Genomic DNA, 26,481 nt, shown 5'->3' on the forward strand with positions numbered 1-26,481 from the left:
AGGCGTATGCTGGACCCCTGTCCCACGGAGCCGCCCCATGCACATCGTGTACAAGGCCGACAACCTGTTCGACGCCCACCTGGTCAAGCACGCGCTGGAAGATGCCGGCATCCCGGCCTTCGTGTTCGGCGAGTCGCTGCTGGGCGGCATGGGTGAGCTGCCGCTGTTCGGCGTGCTGCGGGTCGGCATCCCCGATGCCGCGCGCCCGCAGGCCGAGGACATCGTGGCCGCGCTGGACTTGGGCCAGGCCCCGTCCGACCCCATCTCCGATGCAGACGACATTGCCGGACTGCCGGCGTAGGAGCGCATCATGTTGGGTATTGGCCAGGGCATTCTCGGCATCGGTGCGTTCAAGCAGCGCCTGCCGCGTGCGGAAGAAGCGTTGCCGGGGCGCGAGCAGCCGCTGCCGCTGCACAGCAACCAGCACTTCGTGAACAGCCATCCGCTGAAGGACCGCTTCGCCGGCCTGCAGCAGATCCGTTTCGCGCTGGGCTGCTTCTGGGGCGCCGAGCGCAAGTTCTGGACCGAGCCGGGCGTGTACAGCACCTCGGTCGGCTATGCCGGTGGCATCACCCCGAACCCGACCTATGAAGAGGTCTGCTCGGGCCTGACCGGCCACACCGAAGTGGTGCAGGTGGTGTTCGATCCGGCCGTGGTGAGCCTGGAGCGCCTGCTGCAGCTGTTCTGGGAAAGCCACGACCCGACCCAGGGCATGCGCCAGGGCAACGACACCGGCACCCAGTACCGCTCGGCCATCCACGCCACCGACGAGGCGCAGTACAAGGCCGCGCTGGCCAGCCGCGAGGCCTACCAGGCGCAGCTGGATGCGGCCGGCTACGGTCCGATCACCACCGAGATCGTGTATCCGGCGCCGGCGTATTACTACGCCGAGGATTATCACCAGCAGTATCTGGCGAAGAATCCGAACGGCTACTGCGGCATTGGCGGCACCGGCGTGAGCTGCCCGATCGGCCTGGATGTGGAGGCGCCGCGCTGACGCGCGGAGGTCCGCCTGCGGCGGGCAGACGCCAAAGTCTGGTAGAGCCGACTGTTAGTCGGCTGAAAGCCAAAGCGGCTCTGGGTTTTCATCGGTTTGGCAGGGCGGGCACAGATGGCGGGACACGCCGTAAACCCGTCCATGGGGGCTCGGCCACGGCATCCATGCCGTGGACGGTCCCGCCATCTGTGCCCGCCCTGCCTTCGATCCTTTCCCGGTGACGGTGGGAAACAGCATTGGGGTACTGACGAACTGATGGAAAAGAAAAAGGACGCGGCCTTCGCCGCGTCCTTTTTCTTTGGTCGTGCATTGCCCCGTAGAGTCGAGCTTGCTCGACTGCAAGCAATCGAAGCGCGCGACCCGCTGTTGCTCTTCTTTCTTCCTTCCGTGGCGGGCGATCACAGGAAACTGTCAGAGGGCGGGTTGCTCCAGCAGTCAGTCGAGCAAGCTCGACTCTACCCTCCCCGCCACGGGGGCTCAGCCGCTGGCCGGAATCACAGTGCCTCGCGGATCCGCTGGCGCAGCGCTTCCAGATCCTTGGCAAACGCATCGATGCCGGTGGCCAGCTTCTCGGTGGCCATCGGATCGGCCGCCAGATCCGCCGCGAACTTCGCTGCGTCGATCGGGGTCACCGCCACGCCGTCGGCGGCACCGGCCACCAGCTTGCGCGGCAGCTCGCCGTGGTCGGCGTCCAGCTTCTCCAGCAGGTCCGGCGAAATGGTCAGGCGGTCGCAGCCGGCCAGCGCTTCGATCTGCGCGGTGGAACGGAACGAGGCGCCCATCACCACCGTCGGCGAACCACGGCGCTTGAACTCGGCGTACACGCCGCGCACGAACTTCACGCCCGGGTCTTCGTCGATGGTGGCCGGGGTCTGGCCGTTGGCCACGTACCAGTCGAGGATGCGGCCGACGAACGGCGAGATCAGGAACGCGCCGGCTTCGCTGCAGGCCAGCGCCTGGGTCGGGTTGAAGATCAGGGTCAGGTTGCAGTCGATGCCTTCGGCCTGCAGGATGCGCGCGGCTTCCACGCCTTCCCAGGTCGCGGCGATCTTGATCAGGATCTTCTCGCGCGGCACGCCGGCATCGGCGTACATCTGGATGAACTGGCGGGCCTTGGCCACGGTGGCGGCGGTGTCGTGGGCCTGGTCGGCGTCCACTTCGGTGGACACGCGGCCCGGCACCAGCGTGCTCAGCAGCGCGCCGACGCCGATGGTCAGGCGGTCGGCCACAGCGTGCACCACGGCTTCGCGGTCACCGCTCTGCTGGCGGCCCCAGGCCAGTTCGCGTTCGATCAGCTCGGCGTAGACCGGCAGGTCCAGCGCCTTCTTCACCAGGGTCGGGTTGGTGGTGCAGTCCACCGGCTGCAGGCGCTTGATGGCGTCGTAGTCACCGGTATCGGCAACGACCACGGACAGTTCGCGCAGCTGGGACAGTTTGGACGGGGTACTCATTACGGCTCCTGGTGCAGGGGGATCGAATCGCGCGCGGTGCGCAGCGGTAATCAGGGGCGGTCGTTGTGGACCGCGGTCACGCGCAGGCGCAGCTTGCGGCCGCCGGGCGCATTCCAGTCGATGCTCTGGCCGATGGCCAGGCCAAGCAGGGCACTGCCGACCGGGGCCAGCACGGACACCTTGCCCTCATCGACGTTGGCTTCGCGGGGGAAGACCAGGGTCAGGACATGCGTTTCGCCCGACACTTCATCTTCGCACTCCACGCGCGAATGCATCATGACGATGCCTTCGGGAATCTGGTCCGGCGCCAGCACGTTGGCCCGGTTGAGTTCTTCGGCAAGCGCGAGCGCGGCAGGCGTCTGGCTCAGCGCAGGGGAATCGAGCATGGCCTCCAGGCGGTCCATGTCGAAGGTGGATACAGTAATCGACGGCGGCAGGCCGCTGGCGGTGTTCATGGTGACGCTCCTTGGTTGAAAGCCATGCAAAAGGCGGCACCTGCTGGCGCCGCCTGTCTGTATTGTGGGGACAAATGCGGCCGGAATCGACTCCTGCCGATTCCAGGCCCGCGCCGCAGGGGCTCAGCCGTTCAGCACCGGGCCGGGCAGCGCGGTGGCGTCGCCCACGCCGGCATTCACCGCATCGAGGGTGAACAATGCCTGTGGCAGGCGCTTGAACTGGTCGGCCAGTTCCATCAGGAAATCGTTCATCGCCGAGCTGCGGCGCCAGATCATCGCGATGCGGCGGCTGGGCCGGCCTTCGCCGGTGAAGTCGAGCAGGCGGATGTTGTTCGAGCGTGGCACCGGCGGCTGCACCGACAGGCTCGGCAGCAGGGTGATGCCGACGTCGGCGGCCACCATCTGGCGCAGGGTTTCCAGGCTGGTGGCGCGGAACTCGGACTTCTCGTTGGCGCCGAACAGGCGGCACACTTCCAGCGCCTGGTCGCGCAGGCAATGGCCGTCTTCCAGCAGCAGCAGCTTCTGCGTGGCCAGCTCCTGCACGTCCAGATGTTCGCGGCGGGCCAGCGGGTGGCGCCCGGACACGGCCAGCAGGAACGGCTCCTCGAACAGGAACTCGGCGTGCAGCTGGTCGTCGATCACCGGCAACGCCAGCAGTGCGGCGTCCAGCTTGCCCTCGCGCAGGCGGTCCAGCAGCACATCGCTCTTTTCCTCGACCAGCAGCAGTTCCAGTTCGGGGAAGCGCTCGCGGATGCGCGGGATGACATGCGGCAGCAGGTACGGGCCCAGGGTCGGGAAGATCCCCAGGCGCACCGTACCGGCTTCCGGATCGCGGCTGCGTCGCGCCGCTTCCTTCAGCTGTTCCACTTCGGACACGATCACCCGTGCCCGCGCAGCAGCCTCCTGGCCGGCCGGGGTCAGCATCACCTTGCGCGGTGCGCGTTCCACCAGCGGCAGGCCCAGCTCTTCTTCCAGCTTGCGGATCTGCGTGGACAGCGTGGGCTGGCTGACGAAGCAGGAAGCGGCAGCCCGGCCGAAATGCTTGTGGTCGGCCAGGGCTACCAGGTACTTCAGATCACGTAGGTTCATCCTTACACCCCAGGGGCAACGGACCGGCTGACGGCTTGGTTACCCGGCAGGCAGACAAGGTTCCCGCTGATCTGGGAACGGTGGATCAGGCAGCTTCAGCAACGGCACCGCTGCTGCTGCTCACCGACGAGCGGATCAGATGATCGAACGCGCTCAGTGCGGCGGTGGAACCGGCGCCCATGGCGATGATGATCTGCTTGTAGGGTACCGTGGTGCAATCACCGGCAGCGAACACACCCGGCAGATTGGTCTGGCCGCGGTCGTCGATGACGATCTCGCCGCGCGGCGACAGCGCCACCACATCCTTCAGCCACTCGGTGTTGGGCAGCAGGCCGATCTGCACGAAGATGCCTTCCAGCTCGACACGGTGGGCATCGCCGCCGACGCGGTCCTTGTAGACCAGGCCGGTGACCCGGCTGCCATCGCCCAGCACTTCGGTGGTCTGGGCGCTGGTCAGTACGGTGACGTTGGCCAGGCTGCGCAGCTTCTTCTGCAGCACTTCATCGGCGCGCAGGCTGGAATCGAACTCCAGCAGGGTCACATGCGACACGATGCCGGCCAGGTCGATGGCCGCTTCCACGCCGGAGTTGCCGCCGCCGATCACCGCCACGCGCTTGCCCTTGAACAGCGGGCCATCGCAGTGCGGGCAGTAGGCCACGCCCTTGTTGCGGTACTGGTCCTCGCCCGGCACGTTCATCTGCCGCCAGCGCGCACCGGTGGACAGGATCACCGAACGCGACTTCAGCACCGCGCCGTTCTCCAGCTGCACCTGCACCAAGCCGTCTTCGCCGGCCGGCACCAGCGCAGTGGCGCGCTGCAGGTTCATGATGTCCACCTCGTACTCGCGCACGTGCTGTTCCAGCGCGGTGGCCAGCTTCGGGCCTTCGGTCTCCTTCACCGAAATGAAGTTCTCGATCGCCATGGTGTCCAGCACCTGGCCACCGAAACGCTCGGCGGCGATACCGGTGCGGATGCCCTTGCGCGCGGCGTAGATTGCCGCAGCCGCGCCGGCCGGGCCACCGCCGACCACCAGCACGTCGAAGGCGTCCTTGGCGGCGATCTTCTCGGCATCGCGCTTGCCGGCGTTGGTGTCCAGCTTGGCCACGATCTGTTCCAGGGTCATGCGGCCCTGGTCGAACACTTCACCGTTGAGGTACACGGTCGGCACCGACATGATCTCGCGCTGCTCGACTTCGTCCTGGAACAGCGCGCCATCGATGGCCACGTGCTGGATGCGCGGGTTGAGCACCGCAGCCAGGTTCAGTGCCTGCACCACGTCTGGGCAGTTCTGGCAGGACAGCGAGAAATAGGTTTCAAACCTGTAGTCGCCTTCCAGGCTCTGCACCTGCTCGATCAGCTCGGCAGTGGCCTTGGACGGGTGGCCGCCGACCTGCAGCAGCGCCAGCACCAGCGAGGTGAACTCGTGGCCCATCGGCAGACCGGCGAAGGTCAGGTGGATGTCCTGGCCCGGGGTGCCCAGGTCGAACGAGGGGACGCGGCCCTGGCCATCGCGCAGCACCTGCAACGAGATCTTGTCCGACAGGCTTTCCAGGGTCTGCAGCAGTTCCAGCATTTCCTGCGACTTGGCGCCGGCGTCGGCGTGCGCGGTGATCTGGATCGGGCGGGTCACGCGCTCCAGATAGGTCTTCAGCTGCGACTGCAGGTTGGCGTCCAACATCGGGTCTTCTCCTGGCTTCAGGCAAACAGGGGGCGTGGCACCGCTGTAGAAGGTAGCGGACCAGCAGGGGGTAGGGGTGAACCCAAGACAGCGACCGTGGAAGGGGCTGGCTGGCCAAGGCTGGCGCGCGTTGGCTGTCTTGGGTTCACCCCCACGCCGGCGGGGGACCGGCACGGGGATGAAGGGCGCGCGGTGGCGTGGGGCCACCGCAGGCCGGTACTGCTTTAGATCTTGCCGACCAGGTCCAGCGACGGGGTCAGGGTCTTCTCGCCTTCCTTCCACTTGGCCGGGCACACCTGGTTCGGGTTGGCGGCGGTGAACTGGGCAGCCTTCAGCTTGCGCAGGGTCTCGGCGACGTCACGGGCGATCTCGTTGGAGTGGATCTCCTGGGTCTTGATCACGCCTTCCGGGTTGATGATGAAGGTGCCGCGCAGGGCCAGGCCTTCTTCTTCAATGTGCACGCCGAAGGCGCGGGTCAGCTTGTGGGTCGGGTCGCCGACCAGCGGGAACTGGGCCTTGCCGACGGCCGGCGAGGTTTCGTGCCACACCTTGTGCGAGAAGTGGGTGTCGGTGGTGACGATGTAGACCTCGGCGCCGGCCTTCTTGAACTCGGCGTAATGGTCGGCGGCGTCTTCGATCTCGGTCGGGCAGTTGAAGGTGAAGGCGGCCGGCATGAAGATCAGGACGGACCACTGGCCCTTCAGGCTGTTGTCGGAAACCTTGATGAACTCGCCGTTGTGGTAGGCATTGGCTTCGAACGACTGGATCGGAGTGTTGATCAGGGACATCGTTTTTCCTCTGGGTGAAGGGGAGTGGGTGAATCGACAGGCGCTAGGTTACCGATTCAATTGCGATAAGAACAATCCATTGATTGCATCTATTTGATAGATGCAGACTATCAAAATGCAATGAGCAGGCACTGAACCTTGCCGCTCACCTCCTGCAACTGTCTGTATGACAAGGAAAATCCTTCCCGGCGGGTGAAGGCGGCCGATAGCCCGTCCTTATCCCGTTCGCCAGAACCTGAACGGATTCCGGCTTCTGTAGCGTCGAGCTTGCTCGACGGCTTTTCCGGACCCGCCCGTCATCTCGATCAAAAGCAGCCGAGCATGGGCTCGGCTCTACAATTGCGGCATGTCTGTCAAAACCGAACCCACCCTGCGCCAGGTCGTGGCCGAGGCCAGCGCCCGCCTGGGCGGCATCGAGGCCCGCCACGAGGCCGAACTGCTGCTGCTGCATGTACTGGACCGCCCGCGCAGCTGGCTGTTCGCGCACGCCACCGATCCGCTGGCCGCGGCCGACCAGGCCGCCTTCGAAGCTCTGCTGGCACGCCGCGCGGCCGGCGAGCCGGTGGCCTACCTGACCGGGCGTCGCGGCTTCTGGACGCTGGACCTGGAGGTCGACCCGGCCACGTTGATCCCGCGCCCGGAAACCGAGCTGCTGGTGGAACTGGCGCTGGAGCGCCTGCCGCTGGACCGCGCGCTGCAGCTGGCCGACCTCGGCACCGGCAGCGGCGCGATCGCGTTGGCGCTGGCCAGCGAGCGGCCGCAGGCGCAGGTGCTGGCCACCGATGCCAGCCCGGGCGCGCTGGCAGTGGCCGCGCGCAATGCCGCCCGTCATGAACTGCGCAACGTGCGCCTGGCCGAGGGCGGGCACGACTGGTATGCGCCGTTGCAGGGCGCGCGCTTCGACCTGATCGCCAGCAACCCGCCGTACATCGCCAGCGACGATCCGCACCTGCAGCAGGGCGACCTGCGCTTCGAACCGGCCACCGCGCTGGCCTCGGGTCCGGATGGCCTGGCTGACATCCGCCGCATCATCGACGGCGGCCCGGCGCATCTGCTGCCCGATGGCTGGCTGCTGATCGAGCACGGCTGGGACCAGGGCGAGGCGATCCGCGCGCTGTTCGACGCCGCTGGTTTCGCCGACGTGCAGACGGTGCAGGACCTGGAGCAGCGCGACCGCATCACCCTGGGCCGGCGACCGGCCTAGAATGGAGGTTCTCCTGCCCCGGCAGGGCATCACCCTGGAGCTGCAAGCATGCGTACGCTGTACCCCGCCATCACCCCCTACGACGTCGGCACCCTGAAGGTCGACGACCGCCACACGCTGTACTTCGAACAGTGCGGCAACCCGGACGGCAAGCCGGTGGTGATGCTGCACGGTGGCCCGGGCGGTGGCTGCAGCGACAAGATGCGCCAGTTCCACGACCCGTCCAAGTACCGCATCATCCTGTTCGACCAGCGCGGTGCCGGCCGTTCCACCCCGCACGCCGACCTGGTGGACAACACCACCTGGGACCTCGTCGCCGATATCGAAAAGCTGCGCGAGCACCTGAAGGTCGATCGCTGGCAGGTGTTCGGCGGCAGCTGGGGTTCGACCCTGGCGCTGGCCTACGCCGAAACCCACCCGCAGCGCGTGACCGAACTGGTGCTGCGCGGCATCTTCATGCTGCGTCGCTGGGAACTGGAGTGGTTCTATCAGGAAGGTGCCAACCGCCTGTTCCCGGATGCGTGGGAGCATTATCTGAAGCCGATCCCGTCGGTGGAGCGTCATGACCTGATCTCGGCCTTCCACCGCCGCCTGACCAGCGACGATGAAACCACGCGCCTGGAAGCGGCCAAGGCGTGGGCGGTGTGGGAAGGCGCGACCAGCTTCCTGCACGTGGACGATGACTTCATCAACAGCCACGAAGACCCGCACTTCGCGCTGGCGTTCGCCCGCATCGAGAACCACTACTTCGTCAACGGCGGCTTCTTCGAAGTGGAAGACCAGCTGCTGCGCGACGCGCACCGCATCGCCGACATCCCGGGCGTGATCGTGCACGGCCGCTACGACGTGGTCTGCCCGCTGGCCAACGCCTGGGACCTGACCAAGGTGTGGCCGAAGGCCAAGCTGGAAATCACCCCGGCCTCGGGTCACTCGGCGTTCGAAGCCGAGAACGTCGACGCGCTGGTGCGCGCCACCGATAGCTTCGCCTGATCGTTGGCATTGCGTTGACGGCCTGATCCAACGCAGCTCGGTAGTGCCGGCCGCTGGCCGGCAACCCGAAAATGGTTGGATCGGCAAAGACGCCGGCCAGCGGCCGGCGCTACCACTCCCCGGCCAACAACGCGTCGGCCAGCACCTGCAGTTTCGGCGAGTGCTGCCGCGACGGCGGGTAGATCAGCGACAGTGCGCGGCTGCGGCCTTCGAACGGCTGCAGCACGCGCTGCAGGCGGCCATCGGCCAGTGCGTCGGCCACGGCGAAATCCATGACCTGCACGATGCCGATACCGGCGATCGCCGCTTCCACCAGCGGGTCACCGCTGTCGAACACCATCCGCGTCGGCGGCGTGAACTCGTACAGCTGGCCCTGCTGCAGGAACTGCCAGTCGACCACACGGCCACTGCGCAGATTGCGCACGGCCAGGCACGCATGGTGATGCAGATCCTCGACAACGGCGGGCGTGCCGCAGCGGGCCAGGTAGTCCGCGCTGGCCACGGTCACCCAGCGCAGGGGCCGCAGCGCGCGCGCGACGATGCGCTGGTCAGCGATCACGCCGGTACGCAGCGCGGCATCGAAGCCTTCCTCGACCAGATCGACCAGGCGATCGCTGAGCACGGCTTCCACCTGCAGCTGCGGATGCCGGTCCAGCAACGGTGCCAGCAGCGGCACCAGCACCTTGCGCCCGAACATCGAGGGCGCGCTGATCTTCAGCGTGCCCGAGGGCGTGCAGGGGCGGTCGGCCAACTGGCGCTCGGCATCTTCGAAGCCGCACAGCAGCGGCGCGACCTGATCGACGAACTGGCGGCCATCCGGGGTCAGCGCCACGTTGCGGGTGTTCCGCTGCAGCAGTTTCACCCCCAGCGTGGCCTCCAGCCGGCTGATCGCGCGCGACAGGCCGGATTGGCTCAGGCCCAGCTGGCCGGCCGCCACGGTGAAGCTGCGCGCTTCGGCCACCTGCACCAGCATGCGCACGGCATTTAGGTCCATCGCGGTTCCATTCATGCTGAAAATCATGACAGATATGGCTGCACGGGGGTTTATTGATTGTGCTGCATCAATGAGACTGCGCTCCCCCTTGCTCCAGACCACCGATGCCTTCCCTCAAATACCCCCGCAGGGCGCTGGCCCTGTTGGCCACTGCCCAGCTGATCATCGCCCTGGACGCCACCATCATCTTCGTCGCCCTGCACGACATGGGGCGCGCGTTGCAGATCAACGCGCAGCAGCTGCAATGGGTGGTCAGCGCCTACACCGTGGCCTTTGGTGGCAGCCTGATGCTGGGCGGACGTGCCGCCGACCTGATCGGTCGCCGTCGCTTCTACCGCCTGGGCATGCTGCTGTTCGCGCTGGCCTCGCTGCTCGGCGCGCTGGCGCCCAATGCCACCCTGCTGATCATCGCGCGCGCGGCACAGGGTGTCGGCGCCGCGCTGCTGTTCCCGGCCACGCTGGCGCTGATCAACACGCTGTATGCCGAAGGCCCGGTGCGCAACCGCGCGCTGGCGATCTGGAGCATGGCCAGCGCGGTCGGGCTGGCGCTGGGCACGCTGCTGGGCGGGGTGCTGACCCAGGCCTTCGGCTGGCCGGCGGTGCTGGCGGTGATCGTGCCGTTGGCCACGGCCTGCGCTGTTGCCGCAGGCGTGTGGTTGCCGGCCGACGGTCCGCGCGTGCGCGGCCGCTCCTTCGACCTGGCCGGGTGCCTCACCGTTACCGCCGGCGGCAGCCTGCTGGTCACCACCCTGGTGCAGGGGCCGGAGTGGGGCTGGACGGCGCCGGCCACGATGATCTGCCTGCTGCTTTCAGCGGTACTACTGACGGTGTTCGTGCAGATCGAGAAGCGCAGCCGTGACCCGCTGATGCAGTTCGCGCTGTTGCGCCTGCCCGGCCTGCGCGCAGCACTCGGCCTCACCTTTGCGTTCATGAGCAGCTACGGCGTGCAGTACTACTTCCTGGCGCTGTACTTCCAGGACGGTTACGGCTGGAGCCCTTTGCAGGCCGGCCTGGCGTTCCTGCTGCCGACCCTGGTGTGCACCTTCGGCATCCGCATTGCCGAACGCATGCTGCATCGCAGTTCCGCGCGCCATGTACTGGCCTGGGGATTCGCGGCCGGTGCCGTGGGCATTGCAGGCGTGGCGCTGGCGATGCCGCATGGCGCCAGCTACTGGGCGCTGCTGCCGGGCATCGTGATCCTCAGCGTGGGACAGGGCATGAGCTGGACGGCGATGTGGATCGTGGCCGGGCAGGGCGTGCCGGGGCCGCAGCAGGGGGTCGCGTCCGGCATGGCCGCCACCGCCCAGCAGATCGGCGGCGCGTTGGGCCTGGCGGTGCTGGTGATGGTGGCCAACGCCGCGCGCGGCACACAGGCGGCGACCAGCCCCGACGCCCTGCAGGGCATGGTCAACGCCCAGTACGGTGCCGCGCTGTTTGCCGCGCTCGGCGTGGTCATCGCGCTGGGCCTGCGCCCGGCGTCGGTCGAATCGGCCGCGACCGTCTGCCCGGCCAACGAGGCATGATTGAAGCCGTTCCCGTGGATGCGCCGCGCCTGTGGTAGTGCCGGCCGCTGGCCGGCAACTGCAATGATCCTACCCTGAGGTTGCCGGCCAGCGGCCGGCACTACCGGTTCGGGATGGATCCACGTGCGTTCAACCGGACGCAAGCAGTTCCGGGGTGGATGCCCGCGCGTTCAACCGAACGCCAGCAACTGCGGCTGCAAGGCGCTGAAGATCCGCGCCAACCGCTCCGCCCACGCCTGCTGCCCGGCCACGTCGGCAATCAGGTCCTGGCGGATCTCCAGTTCCACATGCACCAGCCCGCGGCCTTCACCATGCACCGGTACCGCGTAGTCGCTGGTACTGCTGACCGAATACGGTTCGTTGTCGCCCACCACCAGGTCGCCTTCGCCGCGCAGCGCCTGCAGCAGGGCATGGGCAAACCGGGTGTCCTGGTGGTACAGCACGCCGGCATGCCACGGCCGCTGCACGCCGTTCATCGCCGGGGTGAAACTGTGCATCATCACCAGCAGCGTGGGGCGGCCGGCGGCGCGGCGTGCATCCAGTTCGGCGTCGATGCGCGCGTGGTAGGGCGCGTGGATCGCATCGATGCGCTGCTGCCGCTGTGCCGCCGACAGCGAGGCATTGCCCGGCACCACGGTGTGGTCGCTCACTTCGGGAATCAGCGTCGGCGATGCCAGCGGGCGGTTGCAGTCGATCAGCAGCCGCGAATAGGTCTGCTCGATCGCCCACGCATCCAGCCGTTCGGCCAGTGCACGAGTGGTGCCGGCGATGCCGATGTCCCAGCCGATATGGCGGTCCCGTTCGGCCTGCGGCAGACCGAGGCCTGTGAGGGCACGCGGCACCTGCTGGCCGGCATGGTCGGCCAGCAGCAGGAACGGTGAGGCGCCCTGCGCCCGGTGGATCGAATAGATCGCCGGATCGTCGGCGCCGAGCAGTGCCGGCAGTGGGTGCAGATCGGCGTCAGCCACGCGGGCGGCCGTCCAGATGGTGCTCGATCATCCACAGCCCGGCCCACAGCTTGGCGTCCAGCGCGTAGCCTTCGCCCATCTTCTGTACCAGCCAGGCCGCGGCCCGGCTGCGTGGAATCTCGTGCACGGTGATGTCCTCGCTGTCATCACCGCCCCCTTCGCCGATCCGGCGCAGGCCGGTGGCGCGCACGAAGGCGATCTGCTCGCTGCTGGCACCGGACGAGGTCGGCCCGATCATCAGCACTTCGGCGTGCTCGGCGGTCCAGCCGGTTTCTTCTTCCAGTTCGCGCACGGCCGAGACTTCGATGGATTCGCCGGCATCGACGTCACCGACCAGTCCGGCTGGCATCTCGATGGTCGGTGCCTGCAGCGGCACGCGGAACTGTTCGACAAACAGCACCTTGTCCTCGGGTGTGACGGCGATGATGATCGCGGCCAGGCCACCGGCATGGGTGCGCTCGCTGTATTCCCAGGTGCCGCGCACGACCATGCGCTGGTACTTGCCTTCGTAGACCACTCGCGGTGCTTCGGTGTTGCGCTGGCTCATGCGGGCTCGCCGGAATTGGAAAAAGAGGGAGTGGGAAGGGGTCTGCCACCCCGGCAGCATCGAACAGCCGGCGGCGGGTCATCGGGCCGAAGCGCAGGGTCTGGCACAGGCCGCCCAGCAGTTCGGGGTCGGCCGGCTGGCGTGGCATGCCGCTCTGGCAGCCCTCCAGCGGTGCGTCCAGCGCGATGGTGGTCAGCTGGCGCCAGAGCTGGGCATGCTCGCGCTGTTCACGCAGCCGCACCGCCATCTGTGCCGCGCCGCGCAGGCGCAGGAACGGCACTTCATCGATACGGTCAAACAGGGCATCCATGCTGCCGAAGTGGGCCAGCAGTACCGCCGCCGATTTGGCGCCCACGCCACTGACACCGGGAATGTTGTCCACCGCGTCGCCACACAGCGCCAGGTAGTCGGCAATCTGGTGCGCGTGCACGCCGTGGCGGGCCTTGACCCCGGCCACATCCCAGCGCTGGTTGCGCGCGTAGTCCCACTGTTCGTCGTGGTCGAGCAGCAGCTGCGACAGATCCTTGTCGGCGGAGATGATCACCCCGCGATGGCTGCCACGGTGGCGGTGCAGGGCGCTGCCGATCAGATCGTCGGCCTCGAAATCATGATGGGCCAGCACCGGCAGCCCCAGCGCCGCACACAGGGCCTTGCAGTGTACGAACTGGCGCTTGAGCGCCTCCGGCGCCGGATCGCGGTTGGCCTTGTAGGCCGGGTACAGGCGATGGCGGAAGCCGCTGTCCAGCGCTTCGTCGAAGGCGATGGCGATATGCCGTGGCCGCTCGCGCTCCAGCAGGTCCAGCAGGAAGCGGGCGAAGCCATGCACCGCGTTGGTCGGCCAGCCCTGGCTGTCCTGGAACTGGTCGGGCAGCGAATGCCAGGCACGGAACACGTAGATGCTGGCATCGACCAGATACAGCGGCGGTGCGGGCTGGGCGCTCACCGCGCTCACGGTGCGGTCCATTCCTGAAGCAGCGTGGCCGGATCGGGACGCTCGCGCTCGGGCACTGCGGCCTTGGGCGTGCCGATGTGGATGAAGCCGGCGATGCGCTCGCCTTCGGCCAGGCCCAGATGCGCCTGCACGGCCGGGTCGAACGCCATCCACGCGGTCAGCCACTGCGCGCCGAAGCCCAGCGCCTGCGCGGCCTGCAGCAGGGCAAAGCAGACGCAGCCGGCGGTCATCAGCTGTTCCTGCTCGGGCACCTTGGGGTCCGGGCGCGGGCTGGCCACCACGACGATCACCAGCGGCGCATGGCTGAAACGCTGGCGGTCCTTCTCGAAGACCGCATCGCCGGCCTGCGGGTCGCGCTGGCGGCTGCGCTCGGCCAGGAAGTCGCCCAGAGTGTGACGTGCATCGCCGGCGATTTTCAGGAAGCGGAACGGCACGCGCTTGCCGTGGTCGGGCACGCGTACCGCCGAGGCCAGCATCCGCTGCAGGGTGGCCGGGTCCGGCCCGGGTTCGCCCAGTTGCCGCGAGGGCACCGAGCGGCGGGCATCCAGGGCGAGCAGGGCGGCGGGGTCGGGCATGGTGTCTGAACCGGTCATCACGGGCATTTGATTATAGTCGGGGCGGTCAATGACGCCGTCTGTGTCGCGTCTGCACCCTGAATATCAAACTGTGATGAACATCATGCCACTGGCGGGAAACGGACGGCCGCTTCCCCTCGCCTCATGGGCCTTGCACGGCTTACGATATCGGTCTTGCCGGGCCGCCGGTCATGAGGTTTGAAGTGAGGACTGTTTCACTGTCCGTGACGGGCTGGCCGGCCTACCATCGACGTACCGGTGCATGGGGTGTGCCGGTCGTCGCGATGTCCATGGTGTCTGTCGTACCAGAGAAGGTGGGGAGCCTTCCCGAATGATGAGCGTGCCCACACCGATGGGATCGCCGGGCCGCGACCCGGCCCAGCTCCAGCGTGCCCGGGACATGGTCCTGCCCGCGCTGTGCCAGGCGTTCGGGGCCGCGCTGGCGCGGTTCGATGATGCGTTGTTCGACCGTGCGGGCAATGCCGGTTCCTCGCAGCTGCTGTTCCTGGATGCGATGCGCGAGCTGCGCCGCCGCCGCGAGGAGATCGCCGCCGCCTTTGCCGGCCACCTGCAGCGGGCCTGGGAGGCGCTGGCCGCCGGCGAGCCGCTGTCGGCCGATGCCACCCTGTCCGGCCAGGCCGAAGACGGCTTGAGCCTGCTGGCCGAGCACGTGCTGGAATCGCGGCTGGCGGTGCGCAATTTCGCCACCGTGCTGCTGCGCGACTTCAAGCCGGTGCTGGCGCGGCTGGACCGCCGCCTGGGCCGCCTGATCGGCGGTGCCGAGCTGGACGCCGACCACAACCCGATCAGCCCGGAACATCTGGGCGTGGCCATCCACGAGGCGTTTGCCGGCTGTGAACTGGCCCCGGAAGTGCATCTGGTGCTGATCAAGCTGTGCGAACGCGACCTGCGCGCGCCGATCGGCCGCATCTACGAGAAGCTGGACGAGCAGCTGGCGGCGGCCGGCGTGATGTCGCAGATGGGCACGCCGCAACGCCCGCTCTCGGCCGCACCCGAGCCGCGCAGCGCTGGCGCGCTGGAAGATCTGGTCGAGCACCGCCAGGGTGCCGATGCCGGCTTCGCCGATGACGAGCAGGCCGCTCCCGCCTGGGCGCAACGCTTCGCCGCGCGCTGGTCGGAACGTCGCGGCCACATGCAGCAGCACCTGGGAGGCGAGGACAGCGGCAGCGGCGAGCCCTATCCGGGCCAGCAGGGCATGCTGCTGGAAGCGCTGCACGAGTTGCTGCAGCAGACCCGCCATGTACGCGAGGACGCCACGTCGGCCGCCCAGGTGGCCATTGGCCAGCAGCGCCCGTTGAGCCAGCGCGAAATGATGTCGGTGCTGTCGCTGCTGCAGGCCACGCCCAGCGCAACCCTGCGCGCGGCGATCGGCGAGGATGGCGAATCGCTGGCGCAGCGGCTGAAGAGTGAAGTGCTGTCCAGCGCCACCCGGCTCGGCGTCGATCCCGGCCAGACCCGGCTGGATCCACAGGACGAAGATGCGATCGATCTGGTCGGCATGCTGTTTGACGTGATGCTGGACGAACGTGAACTGGAAGGCCGCTCGCGCGAACTGATCGGCCGCCTGGTGGTGCCGTTCGTGAAGGTGGCCATGCTCGACCGCCGCATGTTCGTGCAGAAGACCCACCCGGCGCGCAAGCTGCTCAACTCGCTGGCCGAGGCCTGCGAGGGCAACACCGGCGAAAGCCAGGCCGAGCGCATGCTGATGGCCAAGGTGGAGGAAATCATCGAGCGCCTGGTGGCCGAGTTCAACGAGAACCTGGCGATCTTCCTGACCCTGGAAGAAGAGTTCCGCGAGTTCCTGGTGCAGCATCGCCGCCGCGTGGAAATCGCCGAGCGCCGCGCCGCCGAGACGCAGCGCGGCCAGGAAAAGCTGGAGATGGCCCGCACCCGTGCCGGTACCGAACTGGATCGGCGCATCGGCGACGCCACGCTGCCGCCGGCCATCGCCGCGTTCCTGCGCCAGCCGTGGCAGCACCATCTCACCCTGGCGCTGCTGCGCGAGGGCGAAGAGGGTGCGTCGGTGGCCGAGGCCCTGAGCCTGGGCGACGGCCTGCTGGAAGAAGTGGCTGAGGCCCGTCGCCAGATCGTCGGCAAGCCGTGGCTGCAGGCCTGGCAGCCGGTGCTGGCCAAGGTGTTTGCCAGCGTGGGCGTGCACGGCGACGCCGCCACCGGCGCCATCGATGCTCTGCATGACACCCTGCAGGGCATCGCCGAATCGCGGCCGGAACTGCAGCGCGCGCTGCCCGAGCTGCCGCAGGTCGCGTTGCCGGCACCGCCGGTGGCCGAATCGCCGGCGGTGGAACTGAGCGGGCAGATCGACGCCGATGACTTCGACAACGCCGACGCCGACCGCTTCCGCCGCATGGAGATCGGCAACTGGCTGGACTTCGTCGACAAGGACGGCAAGGTGCAGGCCGGCAAGCTGTCGTGGGTCAGCCCGATTTCCTCGCGCCTGCTGTTCGTCAACCGCCGTGGCGTGCGCTTCTGCGTAGCCTCGCCGGAAGAACTGGCAGTGATGGTGCGGCTGGGCCGCTTGCGCGCCCATGTGGATGACGGCGCCTTCGACAGCGCCATGCAGGGCGTGATCGACCGCCTGGACCCGGGCAGCGCGACGCTGCACTGAGCACGGGCCGCCTGCTAGGATCGGGAAAACTCACCGATCAGCGGGGACCTGCATGGCCGTGGCGTTGCTGGGGATCAAGGAGACCGCGCCGGGCGAACGGCGCGTGGCGCTGACGCCGGAAACGGCGAAGAAGCTGGGCGCACTGGGCATCACCGTCTGGTACGAAGCCGGCGCCGGCCTGGCTGCCGGCTTCCCTGATGCCGCCTATGACGATGCAGGCGCACGCGCGTTCGACGCCGCGCGCTGGCCGGAGATCGACATCCTGCTGTGCGTACAGGCGCCGCCGGCGACCGTGTTGCAGCAGCTCAAGCCCGCGGCCAGTGTGATCGGCCTGCTTGCGCCGGCGGCCGATCCGGCCTTGGCCGCATTGGCGGCCGACGACCGCCTGCGGCTGTTCCCGCTGCAGCAGTTGCCGCGTACCACGCGTGCGCAGGCGATGGACGTGCTCAGTTCGCAGGCCGGCATGGCCGGCTACAAGGCCGCGCTGATCGCCGCCGAACGCGCGCCACGCTTCTTCCCGATGCTGACCACCGCCGCCGGCACCGTGCGTCCGGCCAAGGTGCTGGTGATCGGTGCCGGCGTGGCCGGGCTGCAGGCGATTGCCACCGCGCGCCGTCTCGGCGCACAGGTGGAAGGTTTCGACGTGCGCCCGGAAACCCGCGAGCAGATCCAGTCGTTGGGCGCGCGCTTCCTCGACCTGGGCGTCAGTGCGGCGGGCGAGGGCGGCTACGCACGTGCGCTGACCGACGAGGAGCGGGCCGAGCAGCAGCGCCGCCTGGCCGACCACCTGCGCAGCGTCGATGTGGTGATCTGCACCGCGGCGGTGCCGGGCCGCCCGGCCCCGACCATCGTCACCGCCGCGATGGTGGAAGGCATGGCCGCCGGCAGCGTGATCGTCGATCTGGCCGCCGAAAGTGGCGGCAACTGTGCGCTCACCCAACCCGGGCAGTGCATCGAACACCAGGGCGTGACCATCGATGGCCCGCTGGGCCTGGCCAGCCGTGGCGCGACCCAGGCCAGCGAAATGTATGGGCGCAATCTGCTGAACTTCGTCGCGCTGTTCGTGCGCGAGGGCCAGCTGGCGTTCGACTGGGAGGACGAGCTGCTGGCCAAGACCCGCTGGCAGGCGTGAACCTGATATGCCTCCTGTAGAGCCGAGCCCATGCTCGGCTTGCGCAGGCGCGACAAAGCAGCCGAGCGTGGGCTCGGCTCTACAAAGGGTTGAACGCTGCCTTTACCTCGGCTTGGCCGGCGGCGGGTTGTCGCGCACCCAGTCCCTGCGCTGTTCCGGCGTCATCTGCGACCAGCGCTCGCGCAGCGCTTCACGCTGCGCCGGCGGCATATCGCGCATCTGTCCGAACAGGGCGCGGGCCTGCTCGCGCTGTTCCGGGCTCATGTGCTCGAAGCGGCGCAGGCCCCGGCGGGCCTTGTCGCGCTCTTCCGGGCTCATCGACTGCCAGCGCTGGCCATGCGAGAGCATGCGCTGGCGCTGGCCGGCATCGGCGCTGTTCCAGCGGTCGCGCAAGGGGCCAGCAGCGATTCGCGCTGGGCCTCGCTCAGCTGCTCCCACGCCGGCAGCGGCGCGGCCGGTGCGGGACGTGCGGCCGGAGTGGGGGCGGCGCTCTGCGCCAGCGCGGGGACGGCCGGCAGCAGCGACAGGGTCAGCAGCAGCGGCAGGAGGTTGATTCGGGGCATGGTTCACTCCATCGCCAGGTCGGTGTCGCCCAGCCACAGGTACAGATCGGGATTCTCGTCGTACAGTGCGCTGTTGTCTTCCGCCGCCGCAAGCACCGGTGCCGGCGCGGGCCCCACCAGGGTGCCATGGCCGGTGAACTGCAGGCCGATGCCCAGTGCCACCACCAGCGAACAGGCGCTGGCCAGCCACCAGCGCAGGCGCCCGCGTTGGTGCGCGCGGGCGCCGTGACGGGCCTGGCGCAGGCGCGCCAGCGTGGCCGGCGACAGCGCCTGCAGCGACTGCGCGTGCAGGCTGCGCAGGGCGTCATCGGAAGGCAGGGAGCGGTTCACGGGTGGGTCTCCAGGTAATCCTGCAGCGCCTGCCGGGCGCGTGCCAGGTGGGTTTTCACCGCGCCTTCGCTGCAGCCCATGGCGCGGGCGGTGGTGGCCCCGTCCAGGTCCTGCAGCACGCGCAGGGTAAAGGCTTCGCGCTGGCGGGCGGGCAGGGTGCGCAACGCCTCCACCAGCTGCTGGTACTGCTGGCGCTGCTCATGCGCCTGTGCCGGGCCCGGGCCAGGGTCGGCCCAGTCGATCTCACCGCCCTCGGCGTCCTGGTTGTCGCGCCAGAACGGCAGGCGGAAGCGGCGCCGGCGCTGCAGGTCGATCACCCGCCGGCGCAGGATGCTCCAGAACAGCGGCGCCCACTCGGCGGCCGGCTTGTCGGCGTAATCCAGCATGCGCAGCAGGGCATCCTGCACCGCGTCCAGGGCGTCGTCGCGCTGGCGCAGGCCGGCCTCGGCGAAGCGGAAGGCGCGCGGGCCGACGCCGGCCAGGAACGCCTCCAGCGATGCCGGCAGGGCATCGGTCTCGGCGCTCGGGGGGACAGGGCTGCTCACCAGCACAGGGTACGGTTCCTCGCTCGGGGTCACCATCGACAACGCGTGAGCGCGGCATCGGTTGACCCGGATGCGCGCCAGGTTCAGCCCGTGGTTATGATGGGGCGACGAAGACAGAGCGGGAGCGTTGCCAGTGAGTGACGGGTTCGTGGCGCTGTACATCTTCATGCTGGCGGCCATCGCCGGCCATGTGATCATTTCGCGGGTGCCGGTGATCCTGCATACCCCGCTGATGTCCGGATCCAACTTCATCCACGGCATCGTGCTGATCGGCGCGATGGTGGTGCTGGGGCACGCGCAGACGCCGCTGGAAAAGGTGCTGGGCTTCCTTGCCGTGGTGCTCGGCGCCGGCAACGCCGCCGGTGGCTATGTGGTCACCGCGCGCATGCTGGAGATGTTCAAGCCGAGTGCGCCCAAGGGCGCCAAGGACGAACCGAAGGAGCCGCAGGCTTGAACATCAGCACCGTTGAACTGCTTGATTGGCTGGTCAAGGCCAGCTACCTGGTGGCTGCCACGTTGTTCCTGCTCGGCCTGCAGCGCATGGCCTCGCCGCTGACCGCGCGCAGCGGCATCCGCTGGGCCGGGCTGGGCATGCTGCTGGCCACCGTGGCCACCTTCTTCCTGCCCGAACTGCACAACGTGCCGCTGATCCTGGTGGCGCTGCTGCTCGGCGCCGGCCTGGCCTGGTGGTCGGCCGGCAAGGTCGCCATCACCGACATGCCGCAGATGGTGGCGCTGTACAACGGCATGGGCGGCGGCTCGGCGGCGGCGATCGGCGCGGTGGAACTGCTGCGCTATGCCTTCCTGGCCCACCGCGACACCACGCACTGGAGCGCGCAGGCGCTGGCCGACCTGGCCGCGCGCCAGCCGTCGGGCACGGTGCTGCTGCTGGCGGTGGTCGGCGCGGCCATCGGCGCGGTGTCGCTGTCCGGCTCGGTGATCGCCTGGGCCAAGCTTGATGGCCGCCTCGACAAGCGCGTCACCTGGCCGGGCCAGCAGGTGATGAACCTGATGGTGGCGCTGGCGGTGGTGGTGCTGGCGATCATCGCCGCCAGCACGCTCAGCACCTGGGCGATCGTCGCCTTCTTCGTGCTGGCACTGGCGCTGGGCGTGCTGATGACGCTGCCGATCGGTGGCGCCGACATGCCGGTGGTGATCTCGCTGTACAACGCGTTCACCGGCCTGGCGGTGTCTTTCGAAGGCTACGTGCTGGGCAACGAGGCGCTGATCATCGCCGGCATGATGGTGGGCGCGGCCGGCATCCTGCTGACCCGGTTGATGGCCAAGGCGATGAACCGGCCGATCCGCAACGTGCTGTTCTCCAACTTCGGCGGCACGGCCGGTGGCGAAGCGCAGGCGATCAGCGGTTCGCAGAAGCCGATCGACGCGGCCGACGTCGCCGCGATGATGGCCTTTGCCGAGCGCGTGGTGATCGTGCCCGGCTACGGCATGGCGGTGGCGCAGGCGCAGCACAAGATCTGGGAGCTGGCGCAGCGGCTGGGCCAGCGCGGGGTCAAGGTGAAGTTCGCCATCCACCCGGTGGCCGGGCGCATGCCCGGGCACATGAACGTGCTGCTGGCCGAGGCCGGCGTGCCCTACGACCTGATTGCCGACATGGACGACATCAACCCCGAGTTCGCCAACACCGACGTGGTGCTGGTGATCGGCGCCAACGATGTGGTCAACCCGGTGGCGCGCACCGACCCGGCCAGCCCGATCTACGGTATGCCGGTGCTGGACGTGGTCAACGCGCGCAACGTGGTGGTGATCAAGCGCGGCAAGGGCACCGGCTTTGCCGGCATCGAGAATGCGCTGTTCTACGCCGACAACACGCGCATGCTGTACGGCGACGGTGCCGAAGCGGCGGCCTCGCTGGTGAGCGAGCTGAAGGCGCTCGACGGCGGGCATTGAGATCCGGCTGCTCCCGGTGGGTGCGGGCCTTGGTCCGCACGTTTCTGCCGGCCAGCGGCCGGCACTACCACCCCATCCACGCATGGCGTGGATCTACGCGCTCAGCGCGCCAGCCAGGCGCCCACGGCCACACCCAGCGCCAACCACAGCCACTCCATCGCGCCATTGGCCAGGGTGACCAGGGTCCAGGCCAGGTGCGGGCCCATCCGCATCGTGGCGTCCCACAGATCCAGCCCGATCGAGCCGCCCATCCAGGCGCTGGCGATGGTCCAGTTGGCCACGGCGGCCACCAGCAGGGTGCCCAGCACGACCAGGGCGATGCGCAGCCGGCCGGGGCCGAGCGTGCCCAGGCGCAGCATGAACACCAGTTCCAGGGCGGTCACCACCGCCATCCAGCCGACCTGTCGGCCGGTCATCAGCGCCAGCACCAGCCAGGCGAGGGGAGCAACAACCAGGCCCAGCAACAGCATGAAGGGCCAGAGCCAGGTCACGGTCCTGGCACGCGCGGCATTGGAGGACATCGAAGCTCCCTGAAGATCACCCACAGGATACTGTGGTTTGCCGCGGTGCACCGGCGGGGGCAGGGCGGCTGGGCTAGAATGCGTGCTTGCGTGGCTGCAGCCACGGCCCCATATCGGTCCCCATGTATTCCCGTAGCAGTGAACCTGTCCACTTCGAGCGCGATTGCGAGGCCGTGATGGTCCCGCAGGGCGATACCGTGACCCTGCCCGCCGGCAGCTATGGGTACATCACCCAGGCGCTCGGTGGCAGCTATTCGGTGTTCGTCGAGGGCAACCTGTTCCGCATTGCCGGCAAGGACGGTGATGCCATCGGCAAGGAGGCGCCGGCACCGCTGGAACTGCCCGCCGACGCCACCGATGAACAGGTGGAACAGCTGGTATGGCAGCAGCTTCGCACCTGCTTCGATCCGGAAATTCCGGTGAACATCGTCGAACTGGGCCTGGTCTACGAGGTCGAGATCAAGCATCTGGACGAGGGCCAGCGCGAGATCGACGTGAAGATGACCCTGACCGCGCCGGCCTGTGGCATGGGCGACATCCTGGTCGACGACGTGCGCAGCAAGCTTGAAATGATCCCCACGGTGGCCGAGGCCGACGTCGAGCTGGTGTTCGACCCGCCGTGGAACCAGCACATGATGTCCGAAGCGGCCCGGCTCGAGACCGGCATGCTTTGACCCAGGGCCCGCAGTGACGCGGGCCCGGCACTACCCGCAACCAGAACAGGAATCCTCCGGTGTCCCAGTCCATTCCCAGCTTCGCCGTCACCCGTTCGGACCACCCGCGCAGCGCTGAAGAGCGCGCCCAGATCCTGGAGAAGCCCGGCTTCGGCCTGCACTTCACCGATCACATGGTGGAAGTGCGCTGGGACAAGGACGCCGGCTGGCACAACGCCAACGTGCGTGCCTATGGCCCGCTGCAGCTGGACCCGGCCGCAGCCGTGCTGCACTACGGCCAGGAAATCTTCGAAGGCATCAAGGCCTACCGCCACGCTGACGGCTCGATCTGGACCTTCCGCCCGGACGCCAACGGCCGCCGCCTGCAGCGTTCGGCGCAGCGCCTGGCGCTGCCGGAACTGCCGGTGGAGATCTTCGTTGAATCGCTGAAGCAGCTGATCGCCGTGGACAGCGCCTGGGTGCCGTCGGCCGATGAGTCGAGCCTGTACTTCCGTCCGTTCATGATCGGCGACGAAGCCTTCCTCGGCGTGCGTGGCGCACACAAGGCCGGCTACTACGTCATCGCCAGCCCGGCCGGCCCGTACTTCGCCAAGGGCGTTGCCCCGGTGTCGATCTGGCTGTCCACCGAGTACGCGCGTGCGGCCAAGGGCGGCACCGGCGCCGCCAAGTGCGGCGGCAACTACGCGGCTTCGCTGCTGCCGCAGCAGAAGGCACAGGCGCAGGGTTGCTCGCAGGTGCTGTTCCTCGACCCGGTCGAAGGCAAGTACCTGGAAGAACTGGGCGGCATGAACGTGTTCCTGGTCTACAGGAACGGCACGCTGGTGACCCCGGAACTGTCCGGCAGCATCCTCGAGGGCATCACCCGCGAGAGCATCCTGCAGCTGGCCCGCGACCGCGGCATGAAGGTTGAAGAGCGCATGGTCAGCATCGACGAGTGGAAGCAGGGCGTGGCCTCGGGCGAGATCGCCGAAGTGTTCGCCTGCGGTACCGCTGCGGTGGTCACCCCGATCGGCCAGCTCAAGGGCGAAGGTTTCTCGGTCGGCGACATCAACGCCCCGGCCGGCGAAGTGACCATGTCGCTGCGCAAGGAGCTGACCGACATCCAGTACGGCCGCCTGCCGGACCGCCACAACTGGCTGGTCAAGCTGGGCTGATCGCCCGCATGGATCGGTAGCGTCGAGCTTGCTCGACGGCTCTTCCGGAAAGCCCGTCCCCGTGACGGGCTTTCTGCGTTTCGGCCCCGGGTCAGATCCCTCCCCTGCGGAAAAGGGATCTGACCCCCGAATCAGCGGACGCCGATGTCGGCAAAGTCATCACAGGACACGTGATGACCCAGTCAGGTGCGTGCAGGACGCGAGAAAGTTCCTTCACCTTCACAAACCCTCGACCCGAAAAGTCTCAGAACGAACATTTCATCTTGCTGAAAAGACACTGAAAATCTTGTGGTGTCCGGTTTTGGTCATTAGCGTCGTCTGCACGGCGGATCAATAGGGGGATCCGCTGACTCACCGGTCTTCCGAACCTCGCCAATGCAAGCCAGCCCATGGTTCGGGCCGGTGCTTCTGCCGATTCCGGCATTCACACCACAAGAAAGGGAAATACGATGTCCCAGGTAACGCAACCGCGTGTGCGTCGAGTGTGGGTGGTCCTTGGTGCGTCCGTTCTGTCATCGCTGCTGCTGGCCACGCCTGCGCTGGCCGGTGATGTCCAGCTCAGCGGCCTGCAGTCCGCACCGACGCACCAGCGTTTCATCGTGAAGTACCGTGATGGCAGCGCCCCGGTGGCCAACACCACCGCGCTGGCTTCTTCGCTGAAGAGCGCCGCCGCCGGCCTGGCCAGCAGCCAGGGCCGCGCGCTGGGCCTGCAGGAAGTCCGCAAGCTGGCCGTCGGCCCGACCCTGGTCAGGACCGACCGTCCGCTTGACCAGGCCGAATCCGAACTGCTGATGCGCAAGCTGGCGGCCGACCCGAACGTGGAATACGTCGAGGTCGACCAGATCATGCGCGCCACGCTGACCCCCAACGACACCCGCTTCAGCGAACAGTGGGGCTTCGGTACGTCCAACGCGGGCATCAACATCCAGCCGGCCTGGGACAAGTCCACCGGCACTGGCGTGGTGGTGGCGGTGATCGACACCGGCATCACCAACCACCCCGATCTGAACGCCAACATCCTGCCCGGCTATGACTTCATCAGCGATGCGGCGATGGCGCGCGACGGCGGTGGCCGCGACAACAACCCGAACGACGAAGGCGACTGGTACGGCGCCAACGAGTGCGGCTCGGGCATTCCGGCCTCCAACTCCAGCTGGCACGGCACCCACGTCGCCGGCACCGTGGCGGCAGTGACCAACAACGCCAGCGGCGTCGCCGGCACCGCGTTCAACGCCAAGGTCGTGCCGGTGCGCGTGCTCGGCAAGTGCGGCGGTTACACCTCCGACATCGCCGACGCGATCGTGTGGGCCTCCGGCGGCACCGTCAGCGGCGTGCCGGCCAATGCCAATCCGGCCGAGGTGATCAACCTCTCGCTGGGCGGTGGTGGCAGCTGCTCGAGCACCTACCAGAACGCGATCAACGGCGCGGTCGGCCGCGGTACCACCGTGGTGGTTGCCGCCGGCAACAGCAACGCCAACGTGTCCAGCTCGGTGCCGGCCAACTGCCCGAACGTGATCGCAGTGGCCGCGACCACCTCGGCCGGTGCGCGTGCCAGCTTCTCCAACTACGGCGCCGGCATCGATATCTCCGGCCCGGGCCAGAGCATCCTGTCCACCCTCAACACCGGCACCACCACCCCGGGCAGCGCCAGCTACGCCTCCTACAACGGCACCTCGATGGCGGCCCCGCACGTGGCCGGCGTGGTTGCGCTGATGCAGTCGGTCGCCCCTAGCCCGCTGAGCCCGGCGCAGGTGGAGAGCATCATCAAGAGCACGGCCCGTCCGCTGCCGGGCGCCTGCTCGGGTGGCTGCGGCGCCGGCATCATCGATGCCAACGCGGCGGTGGCCGCCGCGATCAATGGCGGCGGCACCAATCCGGGCGGCAACGTTCTGCAGAACAACGTGCCGGTGACCGGCCTGGGCGCCTCGACCGGTGCCGAGCTGAACTACACCGTCGCCGTTCCGGCCGGCAGCACCCAGCTGCGCGTGGCGATCAGTGGCGGCAGCGGTGATGCCGACCTGTACGTGCGCCAGGGCAGTGCCCCGACCGATACCACCTACACCTGCCGTCCGTACCTGAGCGGCAACAGCGAAACCTGCACCATCAACAGCCCGGCCGCCGGCACCTGGTATGTACGGGTGAAGGCATACAGCACCTTCTCGGGCGTGACCCTCAACGCCCAGTACTGAGCCCAAGACCCTCTCCAAGGGCACGCCCTGGCTTCGGCCGGGGCGTTTTTGCTCTGGTAGGTGCCGACCTTGGTCGGCACGCGGTTCCTCAAACCGATTCGAAGCGGTTTGCTGCCACGTTCTTGCGCACGTGCTGCGGATCGAAGATGCGGCCGTTCATGGCGATGTACACGCCGCTCGGCAGCGACTGCACCGCGCCGATCGCGCATCCGATGTTGAACTCCGCATCCGAACCACGGAACCGCGCCGGGCTGAGCGCGCCGGTCATCACGATGGTCTTGTCCGGGATCGTCGCCAGCACCTTGCCGGTCTGCACCATCGAATCGGTGCCGTGGGTCACCAGCACGTGACGGGTCGGCTGCGCGGCAATGGTGGCGCGGATCAGCTCGCGGTCCTCATCGTTGATGTGCAGCGAGTCCTTGCGCAGGATCGGAATCACGTTGAAGCGGAACGTCACGCCCAGCTCGCGCAGGATCATACCGATCTGCGGATCGCCGATCTGGTAGTCCGACTTGTCGTCGAAGTAGATCTTGTCGATCGTGCCACCGGTGGTGACGACCAGGAGCTCTTCCATCATGTGCATGCGCGAAACCAGGACAGGTAC

At 68.0% G+C, this 26,481-nt stretch carries 25 protein-coding genes and 2 pseudogenes; 12 read left to right on the plus strand and 15 right to left on the minus strand.

Features of this window, described 5'->3' with window-relative positions; genetic code table 11:
- Positions 1-37: 37 nt before the first annotated feature.
- Both N4G47_RS02095 and msrA read left to right on the plus strand, forming a co-directional pair.
- Positions 38-301: a putative signal transducing protein gene (locus N4G47_RS02095; RefSeq protein ID WP_106550103.1), complete on the plus strand. Its 264-nt coding sequence runs from the start codon at positions 38-40 to the stop codon at positions 299-301.
- A gap of 30 nt (positions 302-331) precedes the next feature.
- Entirely contained in the window at positions 332-997 is a 666-nt protein-coding gene (msrA, locus tag N4G47_RS02100) for a peptide-methionine (S)-S-oxide reductase MsrA (protein WP_475289880.1), read from the plus strand.
- Between the two features lie 494 nt (positions 998-1,491).
- Here msrA and N4G47_RS02105 read toward each other — a convergent pair whose 3' ends face one another.
- The 5 genes from N4G47_RS02105 to ahpC all read right to left on the minus strand — a co-directional run bounded on the left by N4G47_RS02105 (position 1,492) and on the right by ahpC (position 6,458).
- Positions 1,492-2,448 (minus strand): transaldolase, encoded by a 957-nt coding sequence (locus N4G47_RS02105; RefSeq protein WP_475284961.1) that lies wholly within the window; start codon positions 2,446-2,448, stop codon positions 1,492-1,494.
- Between the two features lie 50 nt (positions 2,449-2,498).
- Positions 2,499-2,903: a nucleoside diphosphate kinase regulator gene (rnk, locus tag N4G47_RS02110; protein WP_475284963.1), complete on the minus strand. Its 405-nt coding sequence runs from the start codon at positions 2,901-2,903 to the stop codon at positions 2,499-2,501.
- 123 nt (positions 2,904-3,026) lie between these two features.
- On the minus strand, positions 3,027-3,992 hold the full coding sequence (locus N4G47_RS02115; RefSeq protein WP_107229918.1) for a LysR substrate-binding domain-containing protein: 966 nt from the start codon (positions 3,990-3,992) through the stop codon (positions 3,027-3,029).
- 85 nt (positions 3,993-4,077) lie between these two features.
- Positions 4,078-5,670 carry an alkyl hydroperoxide reductase subunit F gene (gene ahpF, locus N4G47_RS02120; RefSeq protein ID WP_475284966.1) on the minus strand — a complete coding sequence of 531 codons (1,593 nt, stop codon included), beginning with the start codon at positions 5,668-5,670 and terminating at the stop codon, positions 4,078-4,080.
- 224 nt (positions 5,671-5,894) lie between these two features.
- Positions 5,895-6,458: an alkyl hydroperoxide reductase subunit C gene (ahpC, locus tag N4G47_RS02125; RefSeq protein WP_107229920.1), complete on the minus strand. Its 564-nt coding sequence runs from the start codon at positions 6,456-6,458 to the stop codon at positions 5,895-5,897.
- A 346-nt stretch (positions 6,459-6,804) separates the two neighbouring features.
- Between ahpC and prmC the strand changes: the two genes are divergently transcribed.
- Complete coding sequence (prmC, locus tag N4G47_RS02130) at positions 6,805-7,662, plus strand: peptide chain release factor N(5)-glutamine methyltransferase (RefSeq protein WP_475284968.1); 858 nt, start codon at positions 6,805-6,807, stop codon at positions 7,660-7,662.
- 48 nt (positions 7,663-7,710) lie between these two features.
- Positions 7,711-8,652: a prolyl aminopeptidase gene (pip, locus tag N4G47_RS02135; RefSeq protein ID WP_014646006.1), complete on the plus strand. Its 942-nt coding sequence runs from the start codon at positions 7,711-7,713 to the stop codon at positions 8,650-8,652.
- 109 nt (positions 8,653-8,761) lie between these two features.
- On the opposite strand, the gene N4G47_RS02140 is transcribed toward pip, so the two are convergent.
- Positions 8,762-9,646, minus strand: a complete 885-nt coding sequence (locus N4G47_RS02140) for a LysR family transcriptional regulator (protein ID WP_475284970.1) — start codon at positions 9,644-9,646, stop codon at positions 8,762-8,764.
- Positions 9,647-9,750: 104 nt separating this feature from the next.
- Here N4G47_RS02140 and N4G47_RS02145 point away from each other — a divergent pair, with 104 nt between their 5' ends.
- Entirely contained in the window at positions 9,751-11,169 is a 1,419-nt protein-coding gene (locus N4G47_RS02145) for an MFS transporter (RefSeq protein WP_475284972.1), read from the plus strand.
- A gap of 170 nt (positions 11,170-11,339) precedes the next feature.
- Here the strand turns inward: N4G47_RS02145 and N4G47_RS02150 are convergent, their stop codons facing one another.
- The 4 genes and pseudogenes from N4G47_RS02150 to N4G47_RS02165 all read right to left on the minus strand — a co-directional run bounded on the left by N4G47_RS02150 (position 11,340) and on the right by N4G47_RS02165 (position 14,211).
- Positions 11,340-12,137: an N-formylglutamate amidohydrolase gene (locus N4G47_RS02150; protein ID WP_475284974.1), complete on the minus strand. Its 798-nt coding sequence runs from the start codon at positions 12,135-12,137 to the stop codon at positions 11,340-11,342.
- Positions 12,130-12,684 (minus strand): NUDIX hydrolase, encoded by a 555-nt coding sequence (locus N4G47_RS02155; RefSeq protein WP_475284976.1) that lies wholly within the window; start codon positions 12,682-12,684, stop codon positions 12,130-12,132. The genes N4G47_RS02150 and N4G47_RS02155 overlap by 8 nt, the downstream gene beginning before the upstream one ends.
- Before the next feature lie 31 nt (positions 12,685-12,715).
- Positions 12,716-13,648 (minus strand): annotated as a pseudogene (locus N4G47_RS02160) (5'-3' exonuclease); the annotation flags it as partial.
- Positions 13,633-14,211, minus strand: coding sequence for a nitroreductase family protein (locus tag N4G47_RS02165; RefSeq protein ID WP_107230412.1), 579 nt, complete (start codon positions 14,209-14,211; stop codon positions 13,633-13,635). The pseudogene N4G47_RS02160 and the gene N4G47_RS02165, both read right to left, overlap by 16 nt.
- Before the next feature lie 331 nt (positions 14,212-14,542).
- Here N4G47_RS02165 and N4G47_RS02170 point away from each other — a divergent pair, with 331 nt between their 5' ends.
- Both N4G47_RS02170 and N4G47_RS02175 read left to right on the plus strand, forming a co-directional pair.
- Positions 14,543-16,858, plus strand: a complete 2,316-nt coding sequence (locus N4G47_RS02170) for a DUF1631 domain-containing protein (protein WP_475284979.1) — start codon at positions 14,543-14,545, stop codon at positions 16,856-16,858.
- Positions 16,859-16,910: 52 nt separating this feature from the next.
- On the plus strand, positions 16,911-17,990 hold the full coding sequence (locus N4G47_RS02175) for an NAD(P) transhydrogenase subunit alpha (protein ID WP_475284981.1): 1,080 nt from the start codon (positions 16,911-16,913) through the stop codon (positions 17,988-17,990).
- A gap of 102 nt (positions 17,991-18,092) precedes the next feature.
- Here N4G47_RS02175 and N4G47_RS02180 read toward each other — a convergent pair.
- From N4G47_RS02180 to N4G47_RS02190, 3 genes and pseudogenes are all read right to left on the minus strand, one after another.
- Positions 18,093-18,553, minus strand: a pseudogene (locus N4G47_RS02180) (DUF3106 domain-containing protein).
- Positions 18,554-18,556: 3 nt separating this feature from the next.
- The gene (locus N4G47_RS02185) at positions 18,557-18,883 is read right to left on the minus strand and encodes a hypothetical protein (protein ID WP_475284983.1); all 327 of its coding nucleotides are present in this window, start codon (positions 18,881-18,883) and stop codon (positions 18,557-18,559) included.
- Positions 18,880-19,464: an RNA polymerase sigma factor gene (locus N4G47_RS02190; RefSeq protein ID WP_475284985.1), complete on the minus strand. Its 585-nt coding sequence runs from the start codon at positions 19,462-19,464 to the stop codon at positions 18,880-18,882. The genes N4G47_RS02185 and N4G47_RS02190 overlap by 4 nt, the downstream gene beginning before the upstream one ends.
- A 97-nt stretch (positions 19,465-19,561) precedes the next feature.
- On the opposite strand from N4G47_RS02190, the gene N4G47_RS02195 reads away from it, so the two are divergent.
- Both N4G47_RS02195 and N4G47_RS02200 read left to right on the plus strand, forming a co-directional pair.
- Positions 19,562-19,882, plus strand: coding sequence for an NAD(P) transhydrogenase subunit alpha part 2 (locus N4G47_RS02195; RefSeq protein WP_475284987.1), 321 nt, complete (start codon positions 19,562-19,564; stop codon positions 19,880-19,882).
- Complete coding sequence (locus N4G47_RS02200) at positions 19,879-21,339, plus strand: NAD(P)(+) transhydrogenase (Re/Si-specific) subunit beta (protein WP_475284989.1); 1,461 nt, start codon at positions 19,879-19,881, stop codon at positions 21,337-21,339. Before N4G47_RS02195 ends, N4G47_RS02200 begins: the two co-directional genes overlap by 4 nt.
- Before the next feature lie 101 nt (positions 21,340-21,440).
- Here the strand turns inward: N4G47_RS02200 and N4G47_RS02205 are convergent, their stop codons facing one another.
- Positions 21,441-21,860 (minus strand): hypothetical protein, encoded by a 420-nt coding sequence (locus tag N4G47_RS02205; RefSeq protein ID WP_107229935.1) that lies wholly within the window; start codon positions 21,858-21,860, stop codon positions 21,441-21,443.
- Between the two features lie 122 nt (positions 21,861-21,982).
- On the opposite strand from N4G47_RS02205, the gene sufT reads away from it, so the two are divergent.
- The 3 genes from sufT to N4G47_RS02220 all read left to right on the plus strand — a co-directional run bounded on the left by sufT (position 21,983) and on the right by N4G47_RS02220 (position 25,877).
- On the plus strand, positions 21,983-22,534 hold the full coding sequence (gene sufT, locus N4G47_RS02210) for a putative Fe-S cluster assembly protein SufT (protein ID WP_004144911.1): 552 nt from the start codon (positions 21,983-21,985) through the stop codon (positions 22,532-22,534).
- A 59-nt stretch (positions 22,535-22,593) separates the two neighbouring features.
- Positions 22,594-23,688, plus strand: a complete 1,095-nt coding sequence (locus tag N4G47_RS02215; RefSeq protein ID WP_475284992.1) for a branched-chain amino acid aminotransferase — start codon at positions 22,594-22,596, stop codon at positions 23,686-23,688.
- Between the two features lie 449 nt (positions 23,689-24,137).
- Positions 24,138-25,877 (plus strand): S8 family peptidase, encoded by a 1,740-nt coding sequence (locus N4G47_RS02220; RefSeq protein ID WP_107229937.1) that lies wholly within the window; start codon positions 24,138-24,140, stop codon positions 25,875-25,877.
- Positions 25,878-25,965: 88 nt separating this feature from the next.
- On the opposite strand, the gene N4G47_RS02225 is transcribed toward N4G47_RS02220, so the two are convergent.
- The gene (locus N4G47_RS02225; RefSeq protein ID WP_010481766.1) at positions 25,966-26,451 is read right to left on the minus strand and encodes an asparaginase domain-containing protein; all 486 of its coding nucleotides are present in this window, start codon (positions 26,449-26,451) and stop codon (positions 25,966-25,968) included.
- Positions 26,452-26,481: the final 30 nt, after the last annotated feature.

This window comes from Stenotrophomonas sp. GSD10, assembly GCF_056172695.1.